The sequence below is a fragment of the Sphingobacteriales bacterium genome, from assembly GCA_016706405.1.
GTDB lineage: Bacteria > Bacteroidota > Bacteroidia > Chitinophagales > UBA2359 > BJ6.
In genome coordinates this window covers 322988-339070 of record JADJJT010000002.1, presented here as the reverse complement: position 1 = coordinate 339070, position 16083 = coordinate 322988, and the positions used below count along the sequence as shown (strand labels likewise).

Below are 16083 nucleotides of genomic sequence, written 5' to 3'. Positions count from 1 at the left end.
TGAGTTAGGGGTGCAATTTATGGTTGTAAGGTAGGGAGTATTTTAAATATTTCCGGATTATTTTACTTAGGTTTGCTATAAAGGCTATTTTACCATATCCGGATCCGGTTGTTTGGTTGCACTGGATATAATTTTCCTTTTGCTCTCATCACCCAAATAAATTATGCAAATTAAGCATCAATTTTTGCATATTTGGCATGGCTTTCAATAAAATCACGGCGGGGGGCAACGTCATCGCCCATCAACATCGAAAAAATGCGGTCGGCTTCGGCGGCGCTTTCAATCGTTACCCGCATAAGTGTACGGGTTTGGGGGTTCATGGTTGTATCCCAAAGCTGTTCGGCGTTCATTTCGCCCAAGCCTTTGTAGCGTTGTATTGTTACTTTACTGGTGTCGCCACCTTCTCCGGCAAATTCGCGGGTTGTTTGTTCGCGGTCTTCTTCGTTCCAGCAATAGCGTTGGTTTTTTCCTTTTTTTATTAAATACAGGGGTGGCGAGGCAATATATACATTTCCTTGCTCAATTAGGCGTTTCATGTGCCTAAACATAAGCGTTAGAATAAGCGTAACAATATGGCTACCGTCCACATCGGCATCGCACATAATAATTACTTTGTGGTAGCGCAGTTTTTCGGTTACTAATTCTTTTTCTTCGTTGTAAAAAATGCCTAATGCCTGGTAAATATTTTTTATTTCTTCGTTGGCAAAAATTTTATGGTCCTGGGCTTTTTCAACATTTAATATTTTACCGCGCAAGGGCATAATAGCCTGAAACTCGCGGTCGCGGCCTTGTTTGGCGGTGCCACCTGCCGAGTCGCCCTCTACTAAGTACAGTTCACAAATAGCAGGATTTTTGCTCGAGCAGTCGGCTAATTTGCCAGGTAACCCCGAGCCTATCAATACGTTTTTGCGCTGCACCAATTCGCGGGCGCGGGCTGCGGCCTGCCTTGCCGTGGCAGCTAATACTACTTTTTCAATAATAAATTTGGCTTCGCGGGGGTTTTCTTCCAAAAAATTGTTTAAGGCCTGCCCTACCAACGACTCAACAATGCCGGCAACCTCGCCATTGCCTAATTTTGTTTTTGTTTGGCCTTCAAACTGTGGTTCGGGCACTTTTATGGATATTAACGCAGTTAGCCCCTCTCTAAAATCTTCGCCAGTTACGTTGCCTTTGAGTTTGGAAAAGAAATTATTTTTTTCGCCATACGATTTGAAGACGCGCGTTAAGGCTTTCCGGAAACCGGTTACATGCGTCCCCCCTTCAATGGTATTTATGTTATTTACATACGAGTGTACGTTTTCATTGAAAGTTGTATTATACTGCATCGCTACTTCAACAACAATATTGTCTTGTGAATCCTCTAAATAAATGGGATTTGGTATTATCGCAATCCGGGTCGCATCTAAATAGCGTACAAACTCTACGAGTCCTCCTTCCGAGTAAAATGTTTCGGTTTTGGTTGTTCCCTCTTCTGTTTGCTCTCTAAAATCGGTTAGGGTAATGCGTATGCCGCGGTTTAGGTAAGCCAACTCGCGCAAACGGGTAGCCAAAGTATCATAGTTATACTCATGAACCGTAAAAATAGTGTCATCGGGCTTAAAGGTGGTGGTGGTTCCACGCCTTTCAGAGATGCCAATTTCGCGCACAGCGTACATAGGCGCGCCTCGCTCGTAAGTTTGTTCGTATTTTTTGCCATCGCGTTCAACTATTACATGTGTTTTTTCAGACAAAGCATTTACGCACGATACACCTACACCGTGCAAACCTCCGGATACTTTGTAGCTGTTTTTATCAAATTTACCGCCCGCATGTAGAACCGTCATCACTACTTCAAGTGCCGAGCGACCTTCGTCCTTGTGTATATCTACCGGAATTCCCCGCCCATCGTCTTGAACAGTAATTGAATTGTCGGCATTTATGCTTACAAATATATTGCTACAATAACCCGCCAATGCCTCGTCTATAGAGTTATCAACCACTTCGTAAACCAAATGATGCAAACCCTTAGAGCCAATATCGCCAATATACATGGCTGGCCTTTTGCGCACTGCCTCTAAACCCTCTAAAACCTGAATACTATCGGCACCGTAATTTTGATTCATAAAAATTGTATGTTATATTTATATTTCCAGAATAAAAGAAAGGACTGCTTTTATTGTTATCCTTATTTAGCAACAAAAAACAGCATAAACGATGTGTTTGGCATTATTGATTTGGCCTTAAACTAACACCCGCCAACAAGCATCTTAATTAAACCAGTTAAGGTTAAAAATCCTGCAAAGTTACTAATTTTTTTTCAATTTTTCAGCCCATATCAGGGCAAAATCAAGCATTCCAAGCAAAAATAATCAGCCTCATAACGGTTTAATACCATGACTACTTAGTTTCTTTCTAATAGTCTTTAAGAACTGCAAAGGAGAGCGCTAAATTAAAAAATTTGCCCTTAGCTCGATACAAATATTATTAATACCAACCCAACAACACCTGCATTTAACGCAACAATAAAAATAAAACGTACCTTTGTAGCAAGCCAATCCGGCAAAAACCAACTCAAAACTTCTTACCACTTACTGTAGTTTCGTCTCAAATTTAACCATGTATCGTATTCTTTTTCGAGTTGTTTTATTTGTTTTATTAATAGGTGTATCTAATAAGCAATGGCAGGCCACCTCCCAAACAAGCCCATCTACATTAACCACCGGCAGCAATTACGCCCTTGACCAGCAAGTTTGGATAGCACAACAAATTGCCGCCATGACTCCTAATCAGCGTATAGCACAACTTATTATGGTAGCGGCCTACTCAAACAAAGACGAAGCACACCGCACCGAAATTGCCAATTTAATTAAACAATACAAAATTGGGGGCTTAATTTTTATGCAAGGCACTACTTTTAAGCAAGTCGAGCTTACAAATTACTACCAAAGCATTAGCTCAACACCGCTGCTAATTGCCACCGATGCCGAGTGGGGGCTAAGTATGCGCTTAGACGATGCCCCACAATACCCACGGCAATTAACGCTTGGTGCCATACAAAACAATCGACTTATTGAAGATATGGGCCGCGATATAGCCCGTCAATGCCGCCGCTTAGGAGTACATGTAAATTTTGCTCCCGTTGTAGATGTCAATGTAAATCCTTCTAATCCGGTTATCAACGACAGGTCGTTTGGCGAAAACAAATACAACGTAGCCGAAAAAGGTATTGCCTATATGCGTGGCATGGAAACAAACGGCTTAATAGCTTGCGCCAAACATTTTCCGGGGCATGGCGACACTGATGCCGACTCGCACTACACCCTGCCCGTTATTAACCACGACCGCACACGCCTCAACGAAGTAGAACTTTATCCGTTTAAACGCTTAATTGAAAACGGCGTTGGCAGTATGATGATTGCCCACTTAGCAGTTCCTACCTTAGATGCCCAACCCATTAGCGCCACAAGCAGCATGACAATGCCCACCACTTTGTCGAAAAAAGTAGTAACCGACCTGCTTAAAAATGAAATGGGTTACCAAGGGCTAATTTTTACCGATGCACTTAATATGCAAGGGGTAGCTAAGTTTTTTGGCCCCGGAGAGGTAGATGCAAAAGCACTTTTGGCCGGAAATGACATCCTATTATTTTCGGGCAGCGTAAGCAAAGCAATTCACGAAATTAATAAGGCAATAGCAGCGGGGTTAATTACACAAGACGAAATTGATAACCGCGTGCGAAAAGTATTAGCAGCCAAATTCCGGATGGGCTTATACCAGCAGCCACTTCAGCCTATAAATACAAGTGGGCTACAACAAGATTTATGGCATAACGCCGAAGCTTTAAACAGGCAACTTTACGAAAACGCTATTACTTTAGCGCGCAACGACAAACAGCAAGTACCCATTATTCAGCTTGCCAACAAAAAAATTGCTGCCTTAGCCATAGGGGCAAACAGCCAAACCGATTTTCAACGCACTTTAAGCAAGTATGCCCCCATTGAACAACATACGCTAAAATGGGCCGATACCGAAACAAAATTTATACAAAAAACAAACGCCCTCAAAAAAAGCGATTTGGTTATTATTAGCCTTCACGGCTTAAGTCGCCACGCTTCAAAAGGGTATGGTATATCGGCGGCAGGGCGCAATTTAATAAGCCAGCTTCAAGCGGCGGGCGTTGAGGTAATTGTAGTAGTGTTTGGCAACCCGTATAGTCTAAAATTTTTTGAAAATAGCCCTACCATAGCAGTTGGCTACGAAGATACCCCTTATGCTCAAAATGCTATGGCACAAGCTTTGTTTGGGGCAATTGGCTTTAAAGGGCGCTTGCCCATATCGGCAGGTAGTTTTAAATACGGCCAAGGGTACAATACCCAAGGGCACTTACGCCTTAAATACACTATTCCGGAAGAATTGGGTATTAACAGTTTCGATTTATTGCCAATTGATTATATTGTGCAACAGGCTATTGCCACCAAAGCTATGCCCGGATGCCAAGTTCTGATAGCAAAAAATGGAAAAGTTTTTTTCGAACGCAGCTATGGTTCGCACACTTACGGCGCATCGCACCTTGTTTTAGACGACGACTTGTATGATATTGCTTCTATAACCAAAATAGCGGCCAGTGCCCTGGGGTTAATGGATATGTACGATGCCCAAAAACTTAATTTATATGGCACTTTGGGCAACTATCTTCCCGAAACAGTGGGCAGCAACAAAGAAAATTTGCGCATTAGAGATATATTAATTCATGAGGCTGGATTAGAAGGATGGATTCCGTTTTACGAACAAACCGTTTTTGAGCCAACCCGCAGCCAAGTTTATGCCGCCCTACCAAGCGAAGGTTATAATGTACCCGTTGCTAATAATTTATGGATGCGTAACGATTATTTGGATACCGTTTGGGAAACTATCCGGAATTCGAAATTGCCTAACCGCGGCACCTACAAATATAGCGATGTTGGGTTTTATTATTTCAAAAAAATACTTGAAAATTTCTCCGGAAAATCCTTAGACCAATATCTAAACGATCGTTTTTACAAGCCATTGGGCTTAACAACATTGGGTTACCATCCGTTAGAATGTTTTAGCCGGAATAGCATTGTACCCAGCAGCAATGATACCGAATGGCGCTACCAAGTTATACAAGGTTACGTCCACGATATGGGCGCCGCCATGTTGGGTGGCGTTAGTGGCCATGCTGGCTTGTTTAGCAACGCCAACGACTTGGCTGTAATTATGCAAATGTTGTTAAACGGCGGGTATTATGGTGGGCAGACTTATTTGCAACAGGCTACGGTTAATTTATTTACCTCGCAGCAAAAAAATGGCAACAGACGGGGCTTGGTTTTGATAAACCCGAGCCTAACAAAAACTATATACAACCCACCAGCCAACAATGCTCGTTTAAAACCTTTGGACATACGGGTTTTACCGGCACCTGCGTTTGGGCCGACCCCGAACAGCAACTAATTTATGTATTTTTGAGCAACCGCACTTACCCCAGTATGCACAATAATAAATTAAACCGCGACAATGTGCGCATTAAAATACATGACGCAATATATACCGCTTTAGCTCGCAGTAATCCGACTTTAGCTTTTGATTAGTTTGGGCAAAATTTGTTCAAACACAAACCAAACTTGTAGAGGGCGCAGGGAGGCGGGTTACTCTTTTTGGGTAAACTGTCGCATTTATCTTAATCACTGATTTAGCGGATTATTTGATTTAACGGATTTCACCATCATTGCCTCCTTTGGAGGGAATATTAATAAAAAGTGAATTAACACTGAAGTTGTTTAAGAATTAAACCATAATAATTAACCACATAGACACATAGAATTTGTTTAAGCATTAAACGGTGTGGCAGTTTTAAGGACTTGATAGCAAGAAACTATTGAGATAAAACAGGCTGTAAAAATGTAAAACAAATATATTGACGACTTAGTTTTGCAATTACTTTAATAGTACATAGTTTCAAATTAGTTGAAGAAACTAATTTTTAAACAACTTCACTTTTACATTTTATTATTAGTGTGGTAAAAATTGTGCAGTGCCTTGTTTAGTTTTTTTATTTTTTGGGCTAAAGCTTTTTTAGTAAAACCGGTAGTGCGGTAATACGGAAAAGGAGGTGCCATTTGTACTAACGATGCGTCCTTAAAAACCAAGGCATCGCGGATTAAAACATGCTGAGTATAGGGCTTCGCAGTTGTATTCGGTAAGTTAAACTCGCCCGTTACTGCTTGGTCGGGCTTGTCAAAATACGAGGCATCTTTGGCATATACCGGGCCCCGCTCAAGTACTACATAAAAATCCGGAACAATAAGATTTGTATCAAGTTCTAACAATGCGTTTCGTAAAAAGCCGGTGCGTTTTCCTAACAATAATTGTTCGGTATCATCGCTGTAAAAAAAATAGACAGGGCAAAAATCGATATGATTTTTTATTTGGGCAGCTATTTGTAGATTTTTTTGCTCTGTTTCGAGGGCAAAAGCGGCAGCACGCTCGTTTAAGCCTTGTTTAAGCATGGCATTTATAGTTTTTTGCCGCGTTGATAAACGCACTAAAATAGCACCTCCATCTTTTAAATTGTTGATTTGATATTGTGCAAACGAATTGGCATTTTTGCGCATGTCGGCAAATTGGGGTATGGTTTTTTGCACAGCTGGCGGCTGCAAGGTATTAGTTTGACTTAAACAGAGTTGCCCGCAAAAACAAGTCCCAAAAAATAAAATAGCAATTATGCTAATCATAAAATTAATATGTGTCATAGCAATTTGTTTTAAGTAGTATATCGAAAAGCCTTAAAAGTAACTAAACTAACTCGCGTACTAAAAAACGACCTGTGTGGCTATGTGGGTGCGCAGCTACCGTTTCCGGAGTTCCGGTGCATAGCACTTGTCCACCGCCTTCGCCGCCTTCGGGGCCAATATCAATTAGCCAGTCGGCAACTTTTATTACATCTAAATTGTGTTCAATTACTATTACGGTATTGCCTTTATCAACTAATTTTTGCAGTACTGCAAGCAAAAGTTTAATATCGTCAAAATGTAGGCCGGTTGTGGGTTCGTCTAATATATACACAGTGCGGCCAGTATCTCGTTTTTGCAATTCTGTTGCTAGTTTTACGCGCTGTGCCTCGCCGCCGCTAAGAGTTGTTGCCTGTTGCCCCAAGGTTAGGTAGCCCAAACCAACATCTTGCAGGCTTTTTAGCATCCGGAAAATTTTAGGTAGTGGTTCAAAAAAAACAACAGCCTCATCAACGCTCATATCCAAAACATCGCTAATGCTTTTATTTTTATAGCGCACTTCTAACGTTTCGCGGTTATATCGTTTGCCCAGGCAACGCTCGCAAGGCACATAAACATCGGGCAAAAAATTCATTTCTATTACTTTCATGCCGCCTCCCTCACATACTTCGCAGCGCCCACCCTTAACATTAAACGAAAAACGGCCAGGGCCATAGCCTCGAATTTGAGCTTCGGGCAATTTGGCAAATAAGTTTCTAATATCGGTAAACACTTCAACATAAGTAGCGGGGTTGCTGCGCGGCGTGCGGCCAATAGGTTGTTGGTCAACCTCAATTACTTTATCAATAAGCCGAAGCCCTTCAATACTATGGTAAGCCAGCGGTTTTTGTAACGACTGCGGGTAACAGTGTTTGCTTAATATTGGCAGCAGTGTTTCGTTAACCAAAGACGATTTTCCACTGCCCGATACGCCTGTGATGCAAATAAAACGCCCTAATGGAAACGATACGTTTATATTTTTTAAATTATGTCCGGTGCAGCCATTTAAAACCAAGCTGGGAGTTTCGTTAGAAACCGGCCTGCGATTTTCGGGTAGGGGTATTCTTTTTTTTCCGGATAGGTATGCTGCTGTACGCGAGTCTTCCATCCGGATAAATTCCCCCGGAGACCCTTGTCCTATAATTTGTCCACCTAATTTTCCGGCTCCGGGGCCAATATCAATTAAATGGTCGGCAGCTAACATAATGTCTTTATCGTGTTCAACCACCAACACCGTATTTCCCATATTGGTCAGTTGAAGCAACGAGCTAATAAGTCGGTGGTTATCGCGTTGATGCAAGCCAATGCTTGGTTCGTCTAAAATATAAGTTATGCCGGTAAGCTGCGAGCCTATTTGGGTAGCTAAGCGTATGCGTTGCGCCTCGCCCCCCGACAAACTGTATGACGGGCGGTTTAAACTTAAATAATTTAGGCCAACATTAAGCAAAAAAACCAGTCGGGCATTAATTTCTTTTAATACTTCATTGGCTATGGCCGCTTGGCGCTCGTTTAAGTGGGGCGGCAAGGTTTCTTCGAGCCATGTTTTTAGTGTCGCTAAATCAAGTTGGTTTAGTTGGTCAATATTGGTATTGGCTAATTTAAAATGCCGCGCTTCAATTTTTAGGCGAGTGCCTTCGCAGTCGGGGCAAGTTTTGCTACTCATATAATTTTCGGCCCATTGGCGCAGACCTTCGTTGTTTTTTGGGGCGTTGTAAACCCGTCTGATGGATGGAATTAGCCCCTCGAACGGCAAATTGTAGCTTGTTGGTATTCCATCGCCATAATCGTATTTTAATTCAATTTTTTTGCTGCCCGAGCCAAAAAGTAAGGCTTGATAGGCTTTTTCAGAAAGTTTTTCAATGGGGGTATCTAAGCTAAATTTAAAAGTGGTTGCCAAAGCCTCAATTTGCCGTAAAGTAAAGGTGTCGCGCACTTTTCCTAATGGTGCAAGGCCGCCTTCGGCAACCGATAATTTTTTATTAGGTACAATTTTATCTAAATCGCAGTCGTTTACAATACCAAGGCCATCGCAGGTGGGGCAAGCTCCGTAAGGCGAGTTAAACGAAAACGTATTGGGCGAAGGTGTTTGGTATGACAAGCCTGTATCAATACATATTAAATTTTTACTAAATGGTTTGATTTTCATTGCATCGTAATCGTAGATGTTTACAACGTCTTTGCCCATTGCAAGTGCTGTTTCAATTGATTGTATTAGGCGACTTAATTGGTCAGTTGATACCTTCAGACGGTCAATTACTACTTCAATATCGTGAACTTTATATCTGTCGAGCTGCATTTTTGGTGTAATTTCGCGTATTGTGCCATCTACGCGCACGCGCACATACCCTCGTCGTCTTATTTGTTCGAACAATTCTCGGTAATGCCCTTTGCGGGCTACTATTACTGGGGCTAAAACAGCAATATTTTTATCGGGGTAATGTTCAAACAAATAGTCTATAATTTGTTGGGTACTGTATTGTTCCATTTTTTTGCCTGTATGATACGAGTATGGCTCGGCGGCACGGGCAAAAAGCAGGCGTAAAAAATCGGAAATTTCGGTAACGGTGCCTACGGTAGAACGCGGATTTTTAGAAGTAGTTTTTTGCTCAATAGCAATAACGGGGCTTAATCCGGATATTTTATCAACATCGGGGCGCTCCATATTACCTATAAATTGTCGGGCGTAGGCCGAAAAACTTTCCATGTACCGCCGTTGTCCTTCGGCATAAATGGTATCAAAAGCCAAAGACGATTTGCCGCTGCCCGATATTCCGGTAATAACCACCATTTTGTTGCGCGGCAACTGCACGCTAACATTGCGCAAATTATGCACCCGCGCCCCTTCAACTTCTAAAAACTGGGGTTCGGAGTTGATATATTGTTCCATTTTTTAGTAAAAAGCTAATATAGGTGGCAAATATACAATCTTTTTCCGGATTTTAGGGCGTAAATTGTACAAATAGGCTTGTTTGTTTTGTTTTTATTTAGCCCAGTTTTCGCGGTCTAAACTTCTAAAATGGATAGCCTCGGCAATATGCACTACTTCAATTTCGGGGCTATTGGAAAGGTCGGCAATGGTACGGGCTACTTTTAAAATACGGTCGTAAGCGCGTGCCGACAGACCTAACCTTTCCATTGCTGTTTTTAGCAAGTTTTGGCTGGCGCTATTAATTTTACATATTTTTCGCACCATGTTCGAGGGCATGTGCGCATTACAATAAATACTTGTTTGCCCTTCGAAGCGGTTTCCTTGCACTTGACGGGCATTGATTACACGGGTCCGGATGGTACTACTGTTGTCGCCTTCATTAGTATCGGCAGTTAGTTGCTCAAAATTTACAGGTGTAACTTCAACATGTAAATCAATACGGTCGAGCAGCGGCCCCGAAATTTTGTTCAGATATTTTTGTATTACACCCGGCACACAAACACATTCTTTTTCCGGATGATTATAATAGCCGCAGGGGCAGGGGTTCATAGAGGCTACCAACATAAAACTTGCCGGATACTCGACTGACATTTTAGCTCTCGAAATGGTAACACGTCTTTCTTCAATAGGCTGCCGCATTACTTCTAAAACGGTACGTTTAAACTCGGGCAGTTCGTCTAAAAACAAAACGCCGTTGTGTGCCAATGAAATTTCGCCCGGCTGGGGGTGATTGCCACCACCTACCAAGGCTACATCGCTAATGGTATGGTGTGGTGCTCTAAAGGGTCTGGTGTTTATAAGTGCGCTATTTGAAGCTAATTTGCCAGCTACAGAGTGAATTTTTGTGGTTTCTAAGGCTTCGTGAAGGGTTAGCGGGGGTAAAATAGTAGGCAAGCGCCTTGCTAACATGGTTTTTCCGGCGCCTGGTGGCCCAATTAATATTACGTTGTGGCCGCCTGCTGCGGCTATTTCTAAGGCGCGTTTTATATTGTGTTGGCCTTTTACATCTGCAAAATCGAAGGGAAATGCATGTAAATTCTCATAAAATTCATCGCGGGTATTAACTTGTGTTGGAGTTAACTCTAATTTTCCGGATAAAAAATCAATCACTTCGCGTAGGTGCGTTACGCCATAAACAAGCAATTTATCAACAATTGCGGCTTCGCGGGCATTTTCGGCAGGCAAAATAAAACCTTGATAGCCATTTTTCCGGGCTTCTACGGCTAAAGGCAATGCTCCTTTTATTGGTCGCAGCGAGCCATCTAACGACAATTCGCCCATAATCATAAACTGTTCAATATTGGCGGGTAATTGGCCGCTTGCCACCATAATACCAATAGCAATAGTTAGGTCGTAATGCGATCCTTCTTTTTTAAAGTCTGCAGGGGCTAAATTCACCACAATTTTTTGACGAGGCATTTGATAGCCATTATTCCGCAAAGCCGACTCAATGCGGTGTTGCCCTTCTTTTACTGCATTGTCGGGTAATCCTACTACAAAATAACGTGGTTCGCCTGTGCTAATATTTACTTCTACCTTAATTTCTAATGCGTTTACACCATACAAAGCCCCTGCCTGTGTTATAGATAGTCCCATATTTGTAAAATCAATTTGATATTTTGCCGGATAGATAACATTAAAGAATAGAATACTTGTTTTTGAAAAAAAAAAGACAGATTTGACCACTATTCCTTGCCTATATAGGCAACCCTTTTTTAGCTTCTCCGTTTTAGTGGTAGTGTTTTTTGTTTTTTTTTAACGTAAAAAAACACAGCAAAAAACAATTTTAAAATAAGTATATCGTTTAAACTTATTTGGTTCTTATTTATTTAATATTGTTTTTTGAAAACCACATTTTTAACCCCATTTCTATTTCTATTTTTACTTACCATGAATGAAGATGCTACACATAATTTAATAATTCGTTTTTTATATGGCGAAACTTCGAAATCAGAAAATATTTTAGTTGCCGACAAGTTGGCTTCTGATATTATTTTTTGTGATATATATAACGAATTACGTGCCGTATATAATGCTTTGGATAGTGTAAAAATGCGGTCGCCTAATTCCAGTTCGGTACAAATTATATTAAACCACTCAAAATCTATAGCATTAGAACAAATGATGTAAACAATACAAGTATTGTTTAATGTTTTAATTTTGCTTTCTTGGTGTTGTTTTAGAACGTGGCGATGGTTGATAAAAACATACTGTATCTTTTTCTTTAATGTTTTTGTTAAGTTTTTGTTTGTTGTTATAGCCAAATACAGACGGACAAGTTTTATTAGTTATTTGAGGTTTTACCTTGCGGCCAATTAGGTTTGGCTATTATTGAAATAATAAAATAGTTGGTATTTTGTTTGTATGCGCGTTAGCAAGTACAACTAAATAGCCATAATTTCCTTTTCTTTAGCCAACAGTATTTTGTCCACTTTTTCGATATGCTCGTCGGTGGCTTTTTGAATTTGTGTTTCGGTAGTTTTGCCGTTGTCTTCGGGTAGGCCGTCTTTAACCATTTTTTTTATTTTCTCCATTGCCTCTTTACGCACATTGCGGATACCCACTTTGGTTTGCTCGCCAATATGTTTAACTTGTTTTACCAAATCTTTTCGGCGTTCTTCGGTTAGTGGGGGTAAATTAAGGCGTATGGTGTTACCATCGTTTTGTGGGGTCATGCCTAAGTTGGCGGCAAAAATGGCTTTTTCAATAGGGCCTAACATATTTCGCTCCCAGGGTTGTATTAACAAGGTGCGGGCATCGCCGGTGGTAATATTGGCTACCTGCGAGATAGGGCTGTTTGTGCCATAATAATCTACATAAATGCCATCGACCATAGCGGGCGATGCTTTGCCCGCCCGCACTTTGGTTAGTTCTTTTTCAAGATGTTCAATACTGTGGTGCATCATATCTTTGCTGTGCGAATACACTTTATTGGCTTCTTCTAATGGAATCATAACGAAAAAAGTTTTTTCAAATAAAAAATCAAAAATAGGTTTTGTTATTAAACTGCAAATTTACACAAAACAATACAAAAAAAGTATGCCGATAGTGTGGATAGCTTACGGCATACCTTTAACAAACTATTTTTTTGAAAAATTCAAACCTTACAAGCAATAAAATTTTCAATTAGGTTGAGTTGCCACGGAAAAAATTTACATATCATCTAAGTCATCACCTAAAAGAGGGTCGGTGGTTGTGGGGCGGTCGGTAAATTGCATCAATTGACTTTTTATACGATTTTCAAGTTCTGTTACCAGCTCCGGATTATCTTTTAGAAAGGTTTTTACATTGTCGCGCCCCTGCCCAATTTTATTTCCTTCAAAACTATACCACGAGCCACTTTTTGCTATAATATCTAATTCAACGGCATAGTCAATAATTTCGCCTATTTTTGAAATGCCTTCGCCGTAAATAATATCAAACTCGGTAGTGCGGAAGGGCGGCGCTACTTTATTTTTAACTACTTTTACTTTGGTACGGTTTCCTACTACATCATCGCCGCTTTTAATTTGGGCTATCCGCCTGATATCTAAACGCACCGAGGCATAAAATTTTAATGCTTCGCCGCCGGTAGTAGTTTCGGGGTTGCCAAACATAACGCCAATTTTTTGGCGCAACTGGTTAATAAAAATACAAATACATCCGGTTTTATTAATGGTTCCGGTAAGTTTGCGCAAGGCCTGGCTCATAAGGCGGGCTTGTAAACCTACTTTAGCGTCGCCCATATCGCCTTCTAATTCGCCGCGTGGCACTAAGGCTGCTACCGAGTCAATTACTACAATATCTAAAGCACCCGACCTAATTAAGTGGTCGGCAATTTCAAGGGCTTGCTCGCCGTGGTCGGGCTGCGAAATAAGTAAATTGTCCACATCAACGCCCAAGGCCTGTGCGTATGTTTTATCGAAAGCGTGTTCGGCGTCAATAATGGCTGCAATACCGCCGCTTTTTTGGGCTTCGGCAATAGCATGTATGGCTAAGGTTGTTTTACCCGATGCCTCTGGGCCATATATTTCAATAATACGCCCGCGCGGAAAACCGCCTACACCTAAGGCAATATCTAAGCCTAACGAGCCGGTAGATAAAGCATCAGTTCGCTCAACTTTGCGTTCGCCAAGTTTCATTACCGTGCCTTTCCCGTATGTCTTATCGAGTTTATCTATAACTAATTTAAGTGATTTGAGTTTGTCTTGGTCAGATGTTGCCATGTTGAAATAAATTTAATATTGTTTATTAATAATTGTATTGTTAAAAAGGTTGGGCTAATACCAATTTGTTTTTGATTGAACCGCTAACAAAAGTACTACAAATTTAGGTTAGTAGTTATTACCGGCACAAAATTACTAACAAAATTAGAAAATAGCAAAAAAAAAGAGTAAAATTCTTTGTTTTTGGGCAAAAAACCGTAATTTTGTAACAAATTTAAGTTCGCAACATAAAAAATAGTTTCTTTAAACAATAAAACATCCGGATAATAGTTAGTTATAGTACCTGTCTCCGGATAATTCAGCCATCTTAAAAACTTCATTTTTAGTTAATTTAACACTTAACTATGCAACGATTTTTGTGCTGAAACTGTTCTTTATGTATCGCTTCACTTTGTTGTGCCCAATAAAATTGTTTATTTTGACTATGTGTAAACCAGTTTTGCTAAATACCACCAAACGCTCCTTGTTGATGCAACAATTACAAAATACCGTTTTTGATGTTGTGGTGATTGGTGGTGGTATTACCGGTGCCGGTATAGCTTTAGATGCCGCCGCCCGGGGTCTAAAAGTTGCCTTGCTTGAGAAACAAGATTTTGCCGCCGGCACCAGTAGCCGCTCAACAAAGCTTATTCATGGCGGCCTGCGTTACCTTAAAAATTTAGAGTTTGGTTTAGTGCGCGAAGTAGGTACCGAACGGGCTATTTTACACCGCAACGCCCCTCATATAGTACATGCTCAAAAAATGTTATTGCCAATTTACCGAAACGGCTCGCTGGGTAAACACACTACCTCCTTAGGACTTTGGCTTTACGATAAATTGGCGGGTGTAGTGCCTGCCGAACGCCGCTCTATGCTTACTGCTAACACTACTTTAGCAGCCGAGCCACTTTTACAAGCCCGCAATTTGTTGGGTGGCGGCCTTTATTATGAATACCAAACCGATGACGCTCGCCTAACTATTGAGGTATTAAAAACTGCTGCAAAACATAAGGCTGTTGTACTTAACTACCTGAAAGTTGAAAAATACCATTATTATCAGCAGCAAATTAATGGCTTAACAGCTACTTGCCAAATTACAGGTCAAACAGTTAACGTATCAGCCCATTGCGTGGTAAATGCCGGAGGTCCCTGGGCCGATAGGCTCCGGGCTTTAGACGGGGCATTAAGCAAAAAACAACTTCAGTTAACCAAAGGGGTGCATATAGTAGTGCCCCGGCACCGGCTGCCCTTACAACAAGCAATATATGCCGATACGCCCTATGCAGATGGCCGCATGTTTTTTGCCATTCCGCGCGGGAACACTGCTTATATAGGTACAACAGATACTAATTATGACGGAAGCCTTACCAACCCGCAGGTTACTCAGGCCGATATTGCCTATTTGATTGGCGCATTGCAAGCAGTTTTTCCGGATGCTCAACTTACACAGGCCGATATTGTTTCAAGCTGGGCCGGACTGCGCCCACTCATATACGAACAAGGCAAATCGCCCAGCGAACTATCGCGTAAAGATGAGATTTTTATCTCGCAAAATGGCCTTATTACTATTGCAGGCGGCAAACTTACCGGCTACCGTAAAATGGCCGAACGGGTTGTTGACAAAGTAATGATTCGGCTACACCGGCAACATCAGTGCGCCATACGGCTGTCGGGCACTAAAACGCTGCGCTTAAGTGGCTCGTTTAGCCGGCAAGCGCAAAATCTTAACGACCTTACCCAATACTATTTAGCCCACTATCAAGAAATTGCCGGCCTAACCGAAACAACTGTTAAAAGTTTAGTTGAAAAATACGGCGGTAATACACGTCATATCTTGCGAAGCCTTAAATGTGCAACCTTTCATCCGGAAAAACCTTTAAACGAGCGTATTTTGTTGTCTGAACTGCGCTATTGCGTATTGCGCGAAATGGTAACAACACCCGCCGATTTTTTAATCCGCCGAACAAGCCGCTTGTATTTTGAACGCGAAACTTGCCCTTACTTGTTGCCCTTGGTAATAAACGAGCTGGCAAGTATTTTGCAATATACTCCTGCACAAAAACAACAGGCATTAATGGCCTGGCAAAAACAATACGAGGCTGTCCTAAAATTTGACGACAAGGACGATACGGCAATAAATTTTGAAAAATTTGACTTAATGATAGAGTTGGAGAAATAAAAAATAATTGCTTGCTGGTATTTG

General features: G+C 41.3%; 9 protein-coding genes. 3 read left to right on the top strand and 6 right to left on the bottom strand.

Features of this window, described 5'->3' with window-relative positions; all coding sequences use genetic code 11:
- Positions 1-170: 170 nt before the first annotated feature.
- A complete protein-coding gene (gyrB, locus tag IPI59_07675; protein MBK7527413.1) occupies positions 171-2102 on the bottom strand; it encodes a DNA topoisomerase (ATP-hydrolyzing) subunit B in 1932 nt (643 codons plus the stop codon).
- A gap of 493 nt (positions 2103-2595) precedes the next feature.
- Between gyrB and IPI59_07670 the strand changes: the two genes are divergently transcribed.
- Complete coding sequence (locus IPI59_07670) at positions 2596-5451, top strand: serine hydrolase (GenBank protein ID MBK7527412.1); 2856 nt, start codon at positions 2596-2598, stop codon at positions 5449-5451.
- Between the two features lie 545 nt (positions 5452-5996).
- Here IPI59_07670 and IPI59_07665 read toward each other — a convergent pair.
- From IPI59_07665 to IPI59_07655, 3 genes are all read right to left on the bottom strand, one after another.
- Entirely contained in the window at positions 5997-6656 is a 660-nt protein-coding gene (locus IPI59_07665) for a hypothetical protein (GenBank protein ID MBK7527411.1), read from the bottom strand.
- Between the two features lie 136 nt (positions 6657-6792).
- Complete coding sequence (gene uvrA / locus IPI59_07660) at positions 6793-9654, bottom strand: excinuclease ABC subunit UvrA (GenBank protein ID MBK7527410.1); 2862 nt, start codon at positions 9652-9654, stop codon at positions 6793-6795.
- 93 nt (positions 9655-9747) lie between these two features.
- Positions 9748-11292 carry a YifB family Mg chelatase-like AAA ATPase gene (locus IPI59_07655; protein MBK7527409.1) on the bottom strand — a complete coding sequence of 515 codons (1545 nt, stop codon included), beginning with the start codon at positions 11290-11292 and terminating at the stop codon, positions 9748-9750.
- Positions 11293-11586: 294 nt separating this feature from the next.
- Here IPI59_07655 and IPI59_07650 point away from each other — a divergent pair, with 294 nt between their 5' ends.
- A complete protein-coding gene (locus tag IPI59_07650) occupies positions 11587-11826 on the top strand; it encodes a hypothetical protein (protein ID MBK7527408.1) in 240 nt (79 codons plus the stop codon).
- 254 nt (positions 11827-12080) lie between these two features.
- Here IPI59_07650 and frr read toward each other — a convergent pair whose 3' ends face one another.
- Positions 12081-12650, bottom strand: coding sequence for a ribosome recycling factor (frr, locus tag IPI59_07645; GenBank protein ID MBK7527407.1), 570 nt, complete (start codon positions 12648-12650; stop codon positions 12081-12083).
- A gap of 198 nt (positions 12651-12848) precedes the next feature.
- Entirely contained in the window at positions 12849-13901 is a 1053-nt protein-coding gene (gene recA / locus IPI59_07640) for a recombinase RecA (GenBank protein ID MBK7527406.1), read from the bottom strand.
- Between the two features lie 424 nt (positions 13902-14325).
- Here recA and IPI59_07635 point away from each other — a divergent pair, with 424 nt between their 5' ends.
- Positions 14326-16059: a glycerol-3-phosphate dehydrogenase/oxidase gene (locus tag IPI59_07635; protein MBK7527405.1), complete on the top strand. Its 1734-nt coding sequence runs from the start codon at positions 14326-14328 to the stop codon at positions 16057-16059.
- The last annotated feature ends 24 nt before the right edge of the window (positions 16060-16083 follow it).